Raw genomic sequence first — 16,949 nt, 5'->3', positions numbered from 1 at the left:
GTATTTCTTAAGCTGGCCACGCCGACACCGGCATTATTCCGTGGTACTCGGGCTCCAAAAGGCTTGAACCACCAACGTTGAGGTCGAGATCCGGGCAATCAACGCATCCAGCTCATCCCCGTCCACAGAGGTTGCAACCAGCGTGCCTTCAATTTCGACTTCATCCTGACCAAAGGCATGCACATCCAAATCCCGGGCCGGGTAATTGCTGCGCTCCAACTCTGCTTCGAGCAAGGCCAGCACGGCCTTTTGCTGATGACGTCGCGCAATCACGTACACCATGTAGGTCACTTCGGACGAAATCACGTCCAGTGGCTGACGGTTAATATTGTTGACGATGGGACGCAGCAAGGTGTTGGCCGCCAACACGAATAACGTACCCAGCAACGCCTCCAGAATCAGGTCTGCACCTGCACAGGCGCCAACGGCCGCTGACGCCCATAACGTGGCTGCCGTGTTGAGACCGCGCACATTGCCTTCTTCGCGCATGATCACCCCGGCCCCTAAAAAACCTATACCTGAGACCACATACGCCACCACCCGCACCGCACCTTCAGCGCCGCCCAGCCGGTTGGCCATGTCGACAAAAATCGCCGCGCCCACCGCCACCAGCACATTGGTGCGTAACCCGGCGGTACGTTGGCGATACTGGCGCTCGAAACCGATCAAGCCGCCAAGGATAAAGGCCGCACTGAGGCTGACCAGCGTGTCCACCAGCGAGGTGAGGTTGATATTGTTGAGTGCTTGCATGATTTCATCCTTGACTCGATCACTATGCGCAGTCGCTGACGCCCTTGGCGCCAGCGACGCCAGACGCCTGCTTTACTGCCAGCCAAACTTACGAATGTAGAAGCCTTTCACCGCTTGGGTCAGGGCCATGTACGCCAGCAAGATCATCGGCAAAAACACGAAGTACAGCGGTGGCAACGCCTCCAGTTTAAAGTAGCTGGCCAATGGCCCCATCGGCAGAAAAATACCTACTGCCATGATCACGCCCGTCATCACCATCAATGGCATCGCCGCGCGGCTTTGCAGGAAGGGAATTTTAGGCGTACGGATCATGTGCACAATCAGGGTTTGCGTCAGCAGGCCGACCACGAACCACCCGGATTGGAACAGGGTTTGATGCTCAGGCGTATTGGCCTGGAACACGTACCACATCAGGCCAAACGTCAAAATATCGAAAATCGAGCTGATCGGGCCAAAGAACAACATGAAGCGCCCCACTTCAGCAGGCTGCCAGCGCTGTGGTTTTTTCAGCATGTCTTCATCGACGTTATCGAACGGGATGGCGATCTGCGACACATCGTAGAGCAGGTTTTGCACCAGCAGGTGCATCGGCAGCATTGGCAAAAACGGAATAAACGCACTGGCCACCAACACCGAGAACACGTTGCCGAAGTTGGAACTGGCGGTCATTTTGATGTACTTGAGCATATTGGCGAAGGTACGACGCCCTTCAAGCACGCCCTCCTCCAGCACCATCAGGCTTTTTTCCAGCAAGATGATGTCCGCCGCTTCCTTGGCGATGTCCACTGCACTGTCCACCGAAATACCAATGTCCGCTGTGCGCAAGGCGGGCGCATCGTTGATCCCGTCGCCCATGAAGCCAACCACATGGCCATTGGCTTTGAGCAAGCGCACGATGCGTTCTTTGTGGGTGGGTGTGAGCTTGGCGAACACATTGGTGGTTTCCACTGCCACCGCCAGCTCAGCATCGCTCATGCGTTCAATGTCATTGCCCATCAGCAGCCCCTGCTGATCCAGGCCCACTTCGCGGCAAATTTTCGCCGTTACCAACTCGTTATCACCCGTCAGCACTTTGACCGCGATCCCGTGCTCAGCCAACGCCTTGAGTGCGGGCGCCGTGCTTTCTTTGGGCGGATCAAGAAACGCCACGTAACCGATCAGCGTCAGTTGCTGTTCATCCGCCAGGCTGTAAGTGTCACGGCCTGGCGCCATGGAACGCGCCGCGACACCCACAACGCGCAAGCCTTCTTCGTTGAATGCCGCGGTAACGCTACGAATCCGCGCCAACAGTTCATCCGTCAGCGCCTCTTCAGACTCGCCATGACGCACGCTGTTGCACACCGACAACACTTCTTCGACAGCGCCTTTGCAAATCAATACGTGAGGCTGGTCTTGCTCGGCCACCACCACTGACATCCTGCGGCGCGTGAAGTCGAAAGGAATTTCGTCAACCTTGTTGAACGCCGTGCCCACGTTCAATTCACGGTGAACCTCAACGTGCTCCAGCACGGCCACGTCCAGCAGGTTTTTCAACCCGGTCTGGTAGTAGCTATTGAGGTAAGCCATTTCCAGCACGTCGTCAGACTCTTGCCCCCACACATCCACGTGCCGGGCAAGGAAGATTTTATCCTGGGTCAGCGTGCCGGTTTTATCGGTGCACAGCACATCCATCGCGCCAAAGTTCTGGATCGCGTCCAGCCGTTTGACGATGACTTTTTTACGCGACAGAAATACGGCGCCTTTGGCCAGGGTCGAGGTCACGATCATAGGCAGCATTTCGGGCGTCAGGCCCACTGCCACCGACAGCGCGAACAGCAGTGCTTCTGTCCAGTCGCCCTTGGTAAAACCATTGATGAACAGCACCAGCGGCGCCATCACAAACATAAAACGGATCAACAACCAGCTGACTTTGTTAACCCCGGTCTGGAACGAAGTCGGCCCGCGGTCGGTCGCCCCGACTCGTTGCGCCAAGGCCCCGAAGTAGGTGTTGTTACCCGTGGTGAGTACCACTGCCGTGGCTGCCCCGGACACCACGTTGGTGCCCATGAACACAATATTGTCCAGCTCCAGCGGGTTGCGGGTGTCGCGGTCAGTCTGGTGCGCAAATTTTTCCACGGGCATCGATTCGCCCGTCATTGCGGCCTGGCTGACAAACAGGTCCTTGGCGCTGAGTACCCGGCAATCGGCAGGAATCATGTCACCGGCAGACAGCACAATCAGATCACCCGGCACCAATTGCTTGATCGCCAGCTCGATGCGCTGCGCGCCTTTGATGTTCAGCGACGCGCCATAGAACTTGCCAAACATTGGCGCGGCATCGGCACTGAAATCGCGACGCATCACCGTGGCCGTGTTGCTGACCATCGCCTTAAGCGCATCTGCTGCTTTATTCGACTTGGCTTCCTGCCAAAATCGCAGCACGGTGGACAACACCACCATGGTGCCAATCACCACCGCGGCCTGAATGTCATCGGTGGCCAACGACACGGCCGCCAGTAAGGTCAACAGCAAGTTGAAGGGGTTTTTGTAGCAGTGCCACAGGTGCACCCAGCGGCTCAGGGGCTGTTCGTGCTCGACCTCGTTAAGCCCATGCTGCTGACGCAGCGCTTGCGCTTCAACTTCACTCAGGCCATCGGTGTGGGTGCCCAGCGTGTCGATCAGTACCGCACTGTCGCTGTTGGCCGCAGCGACCAGGGTTTGCGCCAATGTCGCGGGAACTTCGCGGCTGACCGTGGTATGGCTCAGGCCATCCAGAACGGCCAGACGACGAAAGTGCCGCCCGATGTGACGCGTGCGCAGAAAACCTGCGAAGAATTCTTTCAGGGTGAGTTTCATGGTGCTACTCCTGCGCCGCCTGCGCTCACCCCCAGCGGGGGCTTACCCAGACGGCCTTAATCTCGAACCGTCATTCATGGTGTTACAACCCGGATACAGGCCAAATGCCTGTGATTTTAGTGAGGCAGTCGTACGCAGCCCGGCAAGGCAGGCCGATGATGACGACGGTGGATGAGTCTGAAAATGTTGCCCATGGTGATTCCCCTAACACGTGGTGTCAGCGGTGTTGCGCAGCAGGTACAGACGAGCGCAAGCCGTGCGCCATAAAGGCGGGGCATGAACCTGCGCCCTGATGCGATCCGCGGCCGTAGAGGCTGTGATCACACAGGTTTCAGTGTCGAAGAGAAGGTTTCGAGGTTCAGGTCACCACTGACCCGATCAAGACACCGTTTCTCGCTGATCAGCAAGAAACGGCAGGGGAATCTGCGCGTTAGCTTGCCGAGGTGATGCCGGTCTTTAACACCGGCCGACTACTGTCACTCGAACTGGTACCCACTGAGGGACTCCGCTATTGATGAAAACGCCGGCAGCTTACGCCCGACGTTTTAGAGAGTAAACCGTAGGAAGGCTTACGTTTGATGAATCAGAAGGTTCTTCAGGAAGGGTTCAGAAACCAAAAAGCGCTTACCTGAATATCAAGCAAGCGCTTTGGGGATGCCGTGGGTCGCAGGCAAACATGCGGCCATTGTGGGTTCGCGACAGGTTCAGCCTTAGACGGCGGTGGCCAGCAATTGCTCCGCGTTGATGGGGCCCTTGGTGCGGTGTTTATCGTGGGTGTACAGCGACCCGCAAATTTCCTCGGCACGGATCGGCAGCACCGACAGCAACGTGTCGCTCAGGCCGTGGCTGGCCTGGCAAAAGCCCTGCATATAGATGCCCGCCTTGCAGCGCGCGTCGGTGGCGATGCGGTAATCGCGGCCCACTTCAAAGTCGCCCAAGTACTCGGCCAAAGGTGCCAGCAAATGACGATGCATCTGGCGCTCATAGCCTGTGGCCAGAATCACCGCATCGTAATGCTGCTCGCTAAGCTCACCGCTGGCGGTGTTGCGCAGCGCCAGCTTGATGCCCTGCGCGTCAACCACTGCGTTTTCAATGCTGGTCAGGCTGCGGAACGCGTGACGGGCAATGCCCGAGACTTTCTGACGATAGAAAATCCCGTAAATACGTTCGATCAGGTCAATGTCGACCACTGAATAGTTGGTGCTCTGGTACTCATTGATCAGCCGTTCGCGCTCGGCGGTGTTTTGCTGGTACACCAGGTCAGTGAACTCCGGCGAAAACACTTCGTTGACGAAGGGACTGTCATCGGCCGGTTTGAGCGCCGAGCCGCGCAGGATCAAGTCCACTTGCGCCGACGGAAAGCTGTCATTCAAGTCAATGAAGGCTTCGGCGGCACTCTGACCGCCGCCAATGATCGCGATGCGCATTGGCTTACCGTTCACACACGGCTGTTTGGCCATACGTTCCAGGTACTGCGAGTGGTGGAATACCCGGCTGTCATCTTTGAGCGCGTTGAAGGCCTCTGGGATTCGCGGTGTGCCGCCTGCACTCACCACCACCGAGCGGGTCGTGCGCACGTGTTGTTGGCCCAGAGCATCGCGCGAGATCACGCGCAGCGCTTCAACCTGTTGCTGATGCAATACCGGCTCGATGGCCAGCACTTCTTCGCCGTAACGGCTTTGCGCTTCGAAGTGCGACGCCACCCAGCGCAGGTAATCGTTGAACTCCATGCGGCACGGGTAAAAAGTACCCAGGTTGATGAAGTCCACCAGACGCCCGTGCGCCTTGAGGTAATTGACGAAAGAATACGGGCTGGTCGGATTGCGCAACGTCACCAGGTCTTTGAGGAACGAGATTTGCAGTTCGCTCTGGGTCACCAGCGTGTTGCCGTGCCAACGGTAGTCGGCCTGTTTGTCCAGAAACAGCACGTCCAGCGGGCCTTGCACCTGTCCGCGCTCTTCCAGGGCGATGGCCAAGGCCAGATTGGAAGGCCCGAAACCGATGCCGATCAGATCATGAACGACGGCCGAAGCGATTGCCTGTGTCATTTCCAGTGTCCTCTGGATTACCCCTCAACAGAGGGAAGAAAAAGCCCATGACCTGATTGCTCTGTGGCAGAACAGCAGGTCGTCTGTTGAGTAGGAACGAGGCTACAGAAATAAAATTTAGGCGTTATCCCACTGCCGAATACGAAACCGGCAATGCTTCATGGCATTCACGATGTGCTTCTCCACCACACTGCGTGACACACCGAGGCGTTCGGCAATCTCGGGGTGAGACAGGCCCTCAAGCTTGCGCAACAAAAAACTGTCACGGCAGGCTTCAGGTAACTCGCTCAACGCACGCTGCACCATCTCCAGGCGCTGACCGTGGTCCATGGTGGCTTGAGGAGAGGGGCAGAAAAAACGCTCATCGGTGTCCAGCACCTCCAACGGTTCAACCTGACGCAAGGTATTGCGCCGATGACCGTCGATCACCAGATTGAGCGCCGTGCGGTACAAGAACGCCCGCGGCTGCTCAATCGGCTCATCACTGGAACGTTCCAGCACCCGCACATACGCGTCATGCACCACATCTTCAGCGGCCTGAGCATTGCCCATGCGGGCACTCAAAAAGCTCACCAATTCACGATAGTAGTTTTCCAACATGACTCCTGACCGCAGCGGGGCGCGGTAACTTTCCATGAGCGCAGAACATGGCCGTATGACATAGCGGCATGATGATGGCACTTTTGCAGACGTAATTTATAGTAATTCTCATATAGATTTAAAGCCCGACCGTTCAAACTCTCAGGAAATATTCAGTAACAGCCCGCCCTGCACAGCCTTAAATTGCGCGCCTGAGCGTTCGTTTACTCAACAGCTCCCCGTGTCTGTCGCCTCGCCGACAGCGTTAGCTGTTGGGCATTTCGGCTCAATGACATGACGACGGGCCGAATCTCATTGGCCGGAACCCTGCATGAAACGCCCCCGACAGACCCTCCGCGCACTGCTGATTACTCTCTCGTTACTGCTGGTTGCCGCGCTCGTTGCGTGGCCTTTTCTCACGCCCAGTCGGGACGCGTATGACACCGTCCCCGTCACACGTGGCGACATCGAAAACAGCGTCACGGCCCTCGGCACATTACAACCGCGCCAATATGTCGATGTGGGAGCACAGGCTTCGGGGCAAATTCACAAGATCCATGTCGAGGTCGGTAACGAGGTCAAAGAAGGCCAATTGCTGGTCGAGATAGACCCCTCCACGCAGACGGCCAAGCTCGATGCCAGCCGGTTCGCCATTGAAAACCTCAAGGCCCAACTGCAAGAACAGCGCGCCCTGCACGACCTGGCCGAACAGAAATACCGGCGCCAGCAACATCTGGTCCAAGGCGGCGCCACCCGCGAGGAAGACGTGCAAAGCGCACAGGCCGAGGTCCGCACCACTCAGGCCCGCACCCAGATGTTCCAGGCCCAGATTCGCCAGGCACAGGCCAGCTTGCGCAGCGATGAAGCGGAGCTGGGTTACACGCGCATTTTTGCGCCGATGGCCGGCACCGTGGTGGCGATTGACGCTCGCGAAGGCCAAACCCTCAACGCGCAACAACAAACACCGTTGATTTTGCGCATTGCCAAACTGTCTCCGATGACAGTCTGGGCCGAGGTCTCGGAAGCCGACATCGGCCACGTCAAACCCGGCATGCAGGCTTACTTCACCACCTTGAGTGGTGGCAACCGGCGCTGGAACAGCACCGTGCGGCAAATTCTGCCGGTGCCCCCCAAGCCGCTAAACGAGGCCAGCCAGGGCGGCGGCAGCCCCGCCAGCTCAGGCAAGAGCGGCAGCGCGCGCGTGGTGCTGTACACCGTATTGCTAGACGTCGACAACACCGATCAGGCGCTGATGCCCGAGATGACCACCCAGGTCTTCTTCGTGGCCGATCAGGCCAAAGACGTACTGCTGGCACCTATTGTGGCCCTGCAAGGCAGTACCGACAGCGATCGTCAGACGGCGCACATTGTCGCCAAAAACGGCAAAGTCGAACCCCGCGACATTCGCACCGGTATCAGTGATCGCCTGCGCGTGCAAATCCTCGAAGGGCTGAACGAAGGTGATCACCTGCTGATCGGCCCAGCCACCGGCAACGGAGGCTAAATGGCCACTCCCCTGATTGACCTGCACGACATCCGCAAGGTCTACGGCGGCATCGACACCCCCGAAGTCCACGTACTCAAAGGTGTCAGCCTGTCGATTCACGCGGGCGAGTTCGTGGCCATCGTCGGCGCCTCGGGTTCGGGCAAATCGACGCTGATGAACATCCTCGGCTGCCTCGACCGACCCACGTCCGGACGCTATCTGTTTGCCGGTGAAGACGTGGCCCGGCTGGACTGCGACGAACTGGCCTGGCTGCGCCGCGAAGCCTTTGGTTTTGTGTTTCAGGGCTACCACCTGATCCCGTCGGCCTCAGCCCAGGAAAACGTCGAAATGCCGGCCATTTATGCCGGTATGCCCGCCGCCGAGCGGCACGCGCGCGCGGCCACCCTGCTCGACCGACTGGGCCTGGCCGAGCGCACGGCCAATCGCCCGCACCAACTGTCTGGCGGCCAACAACAACGCGTGTCCATTGCGCGCGCCTTGATGAACGGCGGGCACATCATCCTGGCCGACGAACCCACCGGCGCCCTGGACAGCCACAGCGGCGCCGAAGTCATGACGCTGCTCGATGAACTGGCCAGCCAGGGCCATGTGGTGATCCTGATTACCCACGATCGCGAAGTGGCGGCACGGGCCAAGCGCATCATCGAAGTGCGCGACGGCGAGGTCATCAGTGACACTGCCAGCGACGCACCAGCATCCAGCGACAACCCCAAAGCGTTACAGGCCATCGATTTGCGCCAACGCCTGAGCGAAGGCAGCGAGGCCAGGGGCGCCTGGAAAGGCGAGCTGGTAGACGCCGTGCACGCGGCCTGGCGGGTGATGTGGATCAATCGCTTTCGCACCGCCCTGACCTTGCTCGGTATTGTCATTGGCGTGGCCTCGGTGGTGGTGATGCTGGCCGTGGGCGAAGGCAGCAAACGCCAGGTGATGGCCGAAATGGGCGCCTTTGGCTCCAACATCATTTACCTCAGCGGCATGTCGCCCCGCCCCAGAGCACCGCTGGGCATTGTCACCCTCAGCGACGTGGCGGCGCTGTCGACCCTGCCGCAAGTGAAAATGATCATGCCGATCAATGGCGCCGAGATCGGCGTGCGCTTCGGCAACGAAGACCACACCCTGTACACCGGCGGTAACGGCATCGACTTCTCGGCGATCTTCAACTGGCCCGTGGTGCAAGGCAGTTTCTTCTCCCAGGCCGATGAAGACGCTGCCGCCGCTGTCGCGGTGATCGGTAAAAAAGTGCGCGAGAAAGTGCTCAAAAACGTACCCAACCCGATTGGCCAATACATCCTGCTGGAGAACGTGCCCTTTCGCGTAGTCGGCGTGCTGGCCGAGAAAGGCGCCAGCTCCGGCGACTCCGACAGTGACACGCGCATCGTGGTGCCCTACTCCTCGGCGAGCGTGCGCCTGTTTGGCACCCATAACCCGGAATACGTGGTGATTGCCGCGGCCGATGCCAGCAAGGTGAATCAAACCGAAAAAGCCATTGAGCAACTGATGCTCAAACTGCACCACGGCACACGCGATTTCGAAATCACCAACAACGCCGCGATGATCCAGGCCGAAGCCAAAACCCGCAACACCCTCTCGCTGATGCTCGGCTCAATTGCCGCCATCTCATTGTTGGTGGGCGGTATCGGGGTGATGAACATCATGCTCATGACGGTACGCGAACGTACGCGTGAAATCGGTATTCGCATGGCCACTGGCGCGCGCCAGCGCGACATTCTGCGTCAATTCCTCACTGAAGCCCTGATGCTATCGGTCGTGGGCGGTGCAGCGGGCATCGGCCTGGCATTCATCGTGGGAGCCGTACTTTACCTGTGCGACGTTGCCGTGGCGTTTTCGTTGGTAGCCGTCCTGGGCGCCTTCGGTTGCGCACTGGTGACTGGCGTCATTTTCGGCTTTATGCCGGCCCGCAAAGCTGCCCGGCTCGACCCGGTCACGGCCCTTACCAGTGAATAAACGATTGATGAAGCCGTCTTTGAGCCTGTTGTCCGCCTGCCTGTTGCTGGGTGCTTGCAGCCAAAATACCCCCCACGACGATCACGACGTCCTTTTACCCGCCACCTGGCAGTCAGCCCACACGCTCGCCAACCCGCTGACCCAGCAACAGTGGTGGCAACAATTTGGCAGCCCCGAACTGGATCGCCTGATTGCCCAGGCTCAGGTGGGCAGTTATGACCTGGCGGGCGCCGTCGCACGGGTACGACAAGCTCAAGCCAGCGCCGTGATCGCCGGGGCCCCCTTGCTGCCCGAAATAAAACTGGGCGGCAGCGGCAATCGCGAAAAACTGTTACGCGGCAAGGGCTACAGCCAACTGGACGCCACGGACAACAAAAAGGCCGTCGATTACTTTGACGCCCGCTTGACTGCCAGCTATGAAGTCGATTTTTGGGGAGGCAAAGCGGCTGCGCGTGACAGCGCGCTACAGGCACTCCAAGCCTCCGAATTTGATCGCGCGACGGTTGAGCTGACCTTGCTCAGCGGCGTTGCCAACAGTTACGTGCAAACCCTGGCGCTCGACGAGCAGTCGCGCATTGCCCGATTTAACCTGAGCAATGCACAACGTGTGCTTGGCGTGGTGCAAACGCGCTATGACGCTGGCTCCGCGACAGCGCTGGAGCTGGCCCAGCAAAAAAGCCTGGTCGCCCGCCAGCAACGCCAACTGCCGCTCATTGAGCAACAGGCGCAAGAGGCCCGCATCACCCTCGCGGTGCTAATGGGTAAGCCTGTGCAACAACTCACTCTCGGCGACACCGCGTTCGCCCAACTGCACTGGCCGAGCATCGGCAGCGGGGTACCCAGTGAACTGCTAACCCGGCGCCCGGACATCGCCAGCGCCGAAGCCAAACTGGCGGCCGCCCACGCGGATGTCATTGTGGCCCGCGCCGCCATGTTGCCGAGCTTGACACTGGGAGCCAGCCTCGGCTCGGGTGCCGACCGTTTGAGCGATGTGCTGCGCAGCCCGTTTTACAACCTGACGGCAGGGCTGACCGCCCCCCTCTTCAACAACGGGCGCCTGAGTGCCGAGCGCGACAAAGCCAGTGCTCGCCAACAGGAGCTGCTGCAAACCTACCGGGCAAGCATCATCAACGCCTTCGCCGACGTTGAAAAAGCCCTCAACAGCGCCAACGGTCTGGACCAGCAGCGTCAGTGGCAAGACGAAGAGCTGAAACAGGCACAGCAAGCCTTCGACATTGCCGAAAATCGCTACAAGGCAGGGGCTGAAATGCTGCTGACCGTTCTGCAAACACAAAACACGCTGTATCAGGCCCAGGACCAACAGGTGCAACTGCGCATGGCCCGGTTGCAGGCCAGCATCGCACTGTACAAAGCGCTAGGCGGCGGTTGGCAAGCGATGTGATTTAACACCCCCCGTTTCCGTTGGCGCGATTGAATACAGACCGACGATGCTTACTTTCAGAACCCTTATAGATATGTACATCTTCATTGCGTATGCAGCGTTGTATTTTTACTCCATCTCAACACACCGCCCGCCTAAAAATATGCAGCATGGAGATTTAAATGAGCACTCAAACGCATCACACCGGTCAAACGGTCCCTCATGACAAGCAGACAGGCACTTCCGTTGAGGACATACCCTGCGAGCCCTGGGAACTGATTCTTCCAATTGAAGGCACCCAGATTGCCAGTGGCGTTGCAACGGTTGAGTTCCACGACAAACTGTACGTCTTCTTTATCAAAGAGAAACAACCCGACGTCTTAAGCCTGGGTTACTTGGTGATGATCAAGAATGCGCACAGCAAACTCGTGGTAGAGAGTAGGCATGAGTTGACCGTCGCTGCGGTTGGCCGCTTTCGACCCGCAGTGACGGTCTATGACAATCACTTGTTCTGTTTTTACACCGGCACTGATCAGCGCATACGTTACCTCGCCTATTCCGGCGTGCAATGGTCACCCACTATTTTGGTGCCCCATCTTTTAACCGCCGATGCCCCCGCGGTTGTCAGCCATGAACAAGCATTGTATTTGGCACTGCAAGGGACAGTAGAGGGGCAGTTTTTTCAAAAAGTCTTTGAAAACTTCACATGGGGAAAGAATATCCAGAGTCCCACCCTCCGAATAACAGGAAGTCCTGCTCTGTGCCTCTTTAATGACAAGCCCACTGCCGCGATCGAAGGACTGGACGGTTTATTGCACATATTTGAATTCAGTGACAATACGTGGCAAAGAACTTACAAATCTTCGTTACCCGGCACCTTTGGCTCTCCTGCGCTTAATGTGTGGAACGGTTTGCTTATTTACGGTTTGCAAAAGCACGTCAGTAAGCGCTATGTCACTGAGGCGGTACACAGTGCAGGCACTTCGCCGTATTACAGCAAGACAATAGGTGCTTATCTCTCGCCACCCTGCCTGAGCGTTTACAAGGGCGACTTTTATTTGATCGGCCAACGTCCATGTAACGACATAGGGGTCTCTTTGTTTAACCCTGAGTGCCTGTAGTTTTTCTCTGCTGACGTTCAGCGCACGCCGCCCACATCGACACGCACTCAGGTAGGCCGCGCCAACAACACATAGGCCCCGTCAGACCGCTTACGCCTTGACCGACAAATGCCGCGCATACCAAGGACGTCGCGGGACTTTGCGCAACAAATTGCCAAGGGTCTTTTCATCGCCAAAGGTAATACGCAATGCCAGCTTCATGGTTTCGGGGTCCATTTCAACCGTTTTGCCCATCGCCAGCCCCGGCGTCGTGCTGCACCCATGCGTTATCGGTCCAAGCCAGGGATCCTCCACTTCCACCCAGCGCCCCGGTGCAAACCAGGGCACGCCGTTGACCTCCTGACGCGTCAACTCGCCGGGATGAAAGCGCTGGTGAGCAGCAAACCAGTCTTCAAGGCGGTCATCGATCCAGCCGTGGAAACTCCAGAACACCGGGTTCACATGCGACGAAAACGGGTCGCCAAGAAAGTCATTTTCAGGCACATACCAACGCGCCGAGAAATCGGCCGGATCTCGCGCAAAAGGCACCGGGGCGCCATTGGATGGATCGCGTGGCACCGAGGCCCAGCGCATGTGCAGCCAGTCGTGCAAACCCAACTCCACCTCTGACCCAAACTGGCCCAGGGTCAATGTCGACAGGTAACGCGGGTCGCGATAGCGCGATTCCCACACCTCGAAGTTGCTGTGAAAGGTTTCGGGCTGTTTGATATCACTCAGCCATTGGGTATAGACCGCGTCACCTTCCGCCAGCCAGGTCGGCGGCAAGGCACTGCCGTCATGGTTATCAAAATAACGGGCGAAACCCGCCCGGTCGCGTACAAGCTCTGGTTGCGGCAACGGAAAGGCCAGCCACGAAGGCAGGTCTTGCATGGAACGCGCCGTGCGCAGCATGTGCCGGTGCATAAAAAAGAAGTCCACCCCCGAACCATTGCGGTCTTTACGCGGCCCCCGGGCGTCCCGCTCCTTGTCACGCTGACCGGGTTGCCAGCCGATACCGCGCAGGGCATTGCGCTTGTCCTCCGTCAGTTCATGCCAGGTATCGCGCGAAGCATGCCAGAGCTGGTGAAACAGGCGGTGCTCGGGCGACACCAGCCAGGCCAACAACGCAGGATTCAGGCCAGTGCGCTCACGCGCTTCGGGAAACGTATGCTTGACGGCGACAAAACGGTTATCCAGCTCGGGCCATGCCAGCGCACGATCCAGGCGCTGCACCCGACCACTCAACGTGCCACTGCCCGCGTTGCCATACAGGCCCCACACTTCATCAAGACTGAAACTGAATTCGTAATCCGGCTGGCCCTGAGGCGCGTCACTGCGCGTAAGACGCCAATGCATCCGCTTGGCGTCGGGTTCGACCAGATCACCCAAGATGCGGTAACGCGGCGTCTGCGCGCTGTGCAAGACCTGCGCGGTGTCCAGAAAGCCACGCACCCCACGGCCACGCGGTGCAATATCCAGCCACACTTGCAGGTCATCCGCAGGCAAGCCTTCAAGCCCTGCGTCGCGGCCATCGAAACGGATTGTCCACACACCCCGCAGTTGATCCGCCAGTTGCTGCCCGGCGGTGTCCGCCAGGTCGACCGTCGCCTCGCCGGGCGTGATCGGGTCATCCACCCGCGTCAACTCGCGATGCCCATAGAACGCTGCTGGCGCCACTGCGCCGGTGATCGCTAAACCCGCGATGAACCCTCGTCGAGAAATCGTCATTGTCCTACCTGTCCCAGCCTGAATGCAGGCGTATCCAAGCTAGAACGTTTGTTGCGCGCTCAAATTTAGCCCCGCAGCCACAGCCAGATTTCAGGAACTCTCCCCTCCAGCTGAACTCAGTGATTCATGACCTGTGGTCAAGAGTGCTTTGTCTGATGCCGGGTTTTTCCCACGTATCAGGCCGAGGATACTCAGCCTCATTCTTACGACACCCAAGGAGTTATCCATGACAGTTCCAGCATTCGGCCTCGGTACATTTCGACTAAAAGGCCAAGTGGTGATCGACTCGGTAAAAAACGCCCTTGAACTGGGTTACCGCGCCGTGGATACCGCACAGATTTATGAGAACGAAGCCGACGTGGGCCAGGCCATTGCCGAGAGCGGCGTGGCCCGTGATCAGCTGTACATCACCAGCAAGATTTGGGTCAGCCACTTCAGCAAGGACGCGTTGATCCCCAGCCTCAAGGAAAGCCTGAAAAAACTGCGCACGGACCATTTGGACCTGACCTTGATTCACTGGCCATCGCCCAACAACGCAGTGCCCGTTGCCGAGTTTATGGGGGCATTGCTGGAAGCCAAACAACAGGGCCTGACCCAAGCAATCGGTGTGTCCAACTTCACCATCGCGCTGATGAAAGAAGCCATTGGCGCGGTGGGTGCCGAAAACATTGCCACCAACCAGATTGAGTTGCACCCGTACCTGCAAAACCGCAAGGTGGCCGAGTTTGCCAAAAGCCAGGGCATTCATATCACCTCGTACATGACTTTGGCCTACGGCGAAGTGCTCAAAGATCCGGTCATCAATGCCATTGCCAAGCGTCACAACGCAACGCCAGCACAGGTCACACTGGCGTGGGCCATGCAACTGGGCTACTCGGTGATTCCGTCCTCTACCCAGCGGGCAAACCTTGAAAGCAACCTCAAGGCGTGCGAACTGCGCTTGACTGAGCAAGACATGCAGCAGATTGCAGCCCTGGACCGCGGGCATCGCCTGACCGATCCGCAAAGCGTTGCGCCTGCATGGGATTAAACAGACCGGTAGTCACTGACGAGTAATGCGAGGCTGTGATCGGCGCCAGCGCCGTCGTAAAACCATACGATCACGGTGTTTCAGATACGCCGCCATGATCACCTTCACGACCGCTTAGCGCCCGGTCGCAGCCTCGTGCCTCGCCAGCACCTACACAGAGCACCTACTGCACGCCAAACCTCTGCAACTGCATCTCTTGCAAGCGACTCAAGGTACGGCGGAACGCAAAGGCCAGATAGCCCTGCGTGTACAACTGGTCCATGGACACCTGCGCCTCAATGCACACCGCCACCTTGCGGTCGTAACACTCATCGATCAGCGCAATGAAACGCCGCACGCTGTCGTCATATTTGGACAGTTGCGGCAGTTCACGGTCGCCCGCCTCAACTTTTACGGCCCCATCTTCCGTACCCCGCGCGATTTTACCTTCACGCTGTTCGGCACTCAGGCATGGCACCTCGCTGAGCAAGATGACGCTGTACCGGTCACACATCTGCATAAATTCAGTGGCGGCCAGGGGCTGCTCGCACAGTTCGTGAAACGTACACCACAGCACGGTGTCGCTGGCAGACAGGGTTTTCAATACCCGATGCCCCACAGCAATCGGTTGCTCAGACACCACCTGCCCTTGGGTCAGACGCTGGAACAGCGGCCCCATTACGCTCGGTTGCCCCGCTGCCGTCAGCCAATAACGCTGCTCGGCAATCCCCGGATGCAATCGGTGATCCTGAGCACCGTCTACCGACACCACGGCCATATGTTTGACAATCGCGGTGATCGCCGGCGCAAACCGGTCGCGATTGAAACCCTCGCCATACAGCTGCTCCGGTGGCTGATTGGAGGTGCACACCAACACCACACCTTCCTCAAACATCACCTGAAACAGGCGCCCCAGGATGATCGCGTCACCAATGTCATTGACAAACAACTCGTCAAAACACAGCACTCGCACCTCTTGGGCCAAACCTTGCGCCAGTGCCTTGAGCGGGTCCTGAGTGCCAATGAGCTGAAACAGTCGCTGATGCACCCATTGCATGAAATGGTGAAAGTGCTGGCGTCGCGCTGGCACCGACACACTCTGGTAGAACTGATCCATCAGCCAGGTTTTACCGCGCCCCACCGGTCCCCATAAATACACGCCCCTGACCGGCTCAATGCCTTGGCTTAGTTGTTCGTGACAATGCTGCAACGCTTGCACCGCACGCCACTGAGCAGGGTCCTGGACAAATCCGTGCTGTGCAATGGCCCGTTCCCAGGCAGTGATGGGGGATTCAACATTCATACGATGACCGGCTCCTGAATCTGACGGGCCAGTATGCCAGCACGGCATCAGGCCGAGGCCCTTGAAACGCTGATCGACGTCACTACATTGTTACTCAAGCGGTAACAGAGCGTTTTGCCATCAAGTCTTTTTCAATCATTCAAACGGCGTAAACTTGGCGACATGCACTGAACCGCACTTGAAACTTAAACACGGAACTTCGTACGCATTCATTGACTACTTATTCGGGCGCGTAACTTCTACCCGCCTGCACGGCACATGAAGTCAGTCACTGTTCCTATTTGATTACTTTAGAGGCCACTCACATGAAACATCTGATCGCTTTATTACTGGCCGGCATAGCGACCACCGCCCTGGCCGGTGAAACAACCCCCACTTCGCAACCGACAGTTGAACACTATTCCTACGGAACAACGCTGGACATTGCCAATGTCATCAGTATGTCCAGCATCCCGAAAGTGTGCGAAGTGGTACCGGCGCAAATGACCTATGAAGACCATCAAGGCCAACGCCACACCGTCGAATACCAGGTCATGGGTGACGGTTGCAGCACTCACTAAACACAGGCCGTGCCCAAGGTTGCACGCACGGATGCGACCCCAAGCCCCCTCTTTCGAGGGGGCTTTCTTTTGCACAAAATAAAAACAGCATTGTTACCATTCCAACAATACTTCTTGGCATTCTTTTGACTTTAATCAATGTATTGATTCGGTATCCTATGTTCATCCCTCGCTGAAACATTGA

12 protein-coding genes are annotated in these 16,949 nt (G+C 58.0%); 6 read left to right on the top strand and 6 right to left on the bottom strand.

What is annotated here, in order from left to right; genetic code table 11:
- Positions 1–33: 33 nt before the first annotated feature.
- From TU86_RS07525 to TU86_RS07510, 4 genes are all read right to left on the bottom strand, one after another.
- A complete protein-coding gene (locus TU86_RS07525; protein WP_048363655.1) occupies positions 34–750 on the bottom strand; it encodes an MgtC/SapB family protein in 717 nt (238 codons plus the stop codon).
- A gap of 72 nt (positions 751–822) precedes the next feature.
- Positions 823–3,585 (bottom strand): magnesium-translocating P-type ATPase, encoded by a 2,763-nt coding sequence (gene mgtA / locus TU86_RS07520; RefSeq protein ID WP_048363654.1) that lies wholly within the window; start codon positions 3,583–3,585, stop codon positions 823–825.
- Between the two features lie 710 nt (positions 3,586–4,295).
- Positions 4,296–5,633 (bottom strand): lysine N(6)-hydroxylase/L-ornithine N(5)-oxygenase family protein, encoded by a 1,338-nt coding sequence (locus TU86_RS07515; protein ID WP_048363653.1) that lies wholly within the window; start codon positions 5,631–5,633, stop codon positions 4,296–4,298.
- A gap of 117 nt (positions 5,634–5,750) precedes the next feature.
- A complete protein-coding gene (locus TU86_RS07510; RefSeq protein ID WP_173426968.1) occupies positions 5,751–6,233 on the bottom strand; it encodes a sigma-70 family RNA polymerase sigma factor in 483 nt (160 codons plus the stop codon).
- 310 nt (positions 6,234–6,543) lie between these two features.
- Between TU86_RS07510 and TU86_RS07505 the strand changes: the two genes are divergently transcribed.
- The 4 genes from TU86_RS07505 to TU86_RS07490 all read left to right on the top strand — a co-directional run bounded on the left by TU86_RS07505 (position 6,544) and on the right by TU86_RS07490 (position 12,186).
- Positions 6,544–7,716, top strand: coding sequence for an efflux RND transporter periplasmic adaptor subunit (locus TU86_RS07505; RefSeq protein ID WP_048363652.1), 1,173 nt, complete (start codon positions 6,544–6,546; stop codon positions 7,714–7,716).
- The gene (locus TU86_RS07500) at positions 7,717–9,684 is read left to right on the top strand and encodes a MacB family efflux pump subunit (RefSeq protein ID WP_048363651.1); all 1,968 of its coding nucleotides are present in this window, start codon (positions 7,717–7,719) and stop codon (positions 9,682–9,684) included.
- A gap of 7 nt (positions 9,685–9,691) precedes the next feature.
- Positions 9,692–11,086, top strand: coding sequence for an efflux transporter outer membrane subunit (locus tag TU86_RS07495; RefSeq protein WP_048363650.1), 1,395 nt, complete (start codon positions 9,692–9,694; stop codon positions 11,084–11,086).
- 161 nt (positions 11,087–11,247) lie between these two features.
- Positions 11,248–12,186, top strand: a complete 939-nt coding sequence (locus TU86_RS07490) for a hypothetical protein (RefSeq protein WP_048363649.1) — start codon at positions 11,248–11,250, stop codon at positions 12,184–12,186.
- A gap of 90 nt (positions 12,187–12,276) precedes the next feature.
- On the opposite strand, the gene pvdP is transcribed toward TU86_RS07490, so the two are convergent.
- Complete coding sequence (pvdP, locus tag TU86_RS07485; protein WP_048363648.1) at positions 12,277–13,893, bottom strand: pyoverdine maturation tyrosinase PvdP; 1,617 nt, start codon at positions 13,891–13,893, stop codon at positions 12,277–12,279.
- Positions 13,894–14,119: 226 nt separating this feature from the next.
- Here pvdP and dkgB point away from each other — a divergent pair, with 226 nt between their 5' ends.
- Positions 14,120–14,923 carry a 2,5-didehydrogluconate reductase DkgB gene (gene dkgB / locus TU86_RS07480; protein ID WP_048363647.1) on the top strand — a complete coding sequence of 268 codons (804 nt, stop codon included), beginning with the start codon at positions 14,120–14,122 and terminating at the stop codon, positions 14,921–14,923.
- Positions 14,924–15,086: 163 nt separating this feature from the next.
- On the opposite strand, the gene zapE is transcribed toward dkgB, so the two are convergent.
- Positions 15,087–16,205, bottom strand: a complete 1,119-nt coding sequence (gene zapE / locus TU86_RS07475; protein WP_048363646.1) for a cell division protein ZapE — start codon at positions 16,203–16,205, stop codon at positions 15,087–15,089.
- 305 nt (positions 16,206–16,510) lie between these two features.
- Between zapE and TU86_RS07470 the strand changes: the two genes are divergently transcribed.
- Positions 16,511–16,765: a DUF2790 domain-containing protein gene (locus tag TU86_RS07470; RefSeq protein WP_048363645.1), complete on the top strand. Its 255-nt coding sequence runs from the start codon at positions 16,511–16,513 to the stop codon at positions 16,763–16,765.
- Positions 16,766–16,949 lie beyond the last annotated feature (184 nt).

It is taken from the genome of Pseudomonas weihenstephanensis, assembly GCF_001043055.1.
GTDB classification, from domain to species: Bacteria; Pseudomonadota; Gammaproteobacteria; order Pseudomonadales; family Pseudomonadaceae; genus Aquipseudomonas; species Aquipseudomonas weihenstephanensis.
Note: the sequence above shows the minus strand (reverse complement) of the source record. Positions and strands in the feature narration are given on the sequence as shown.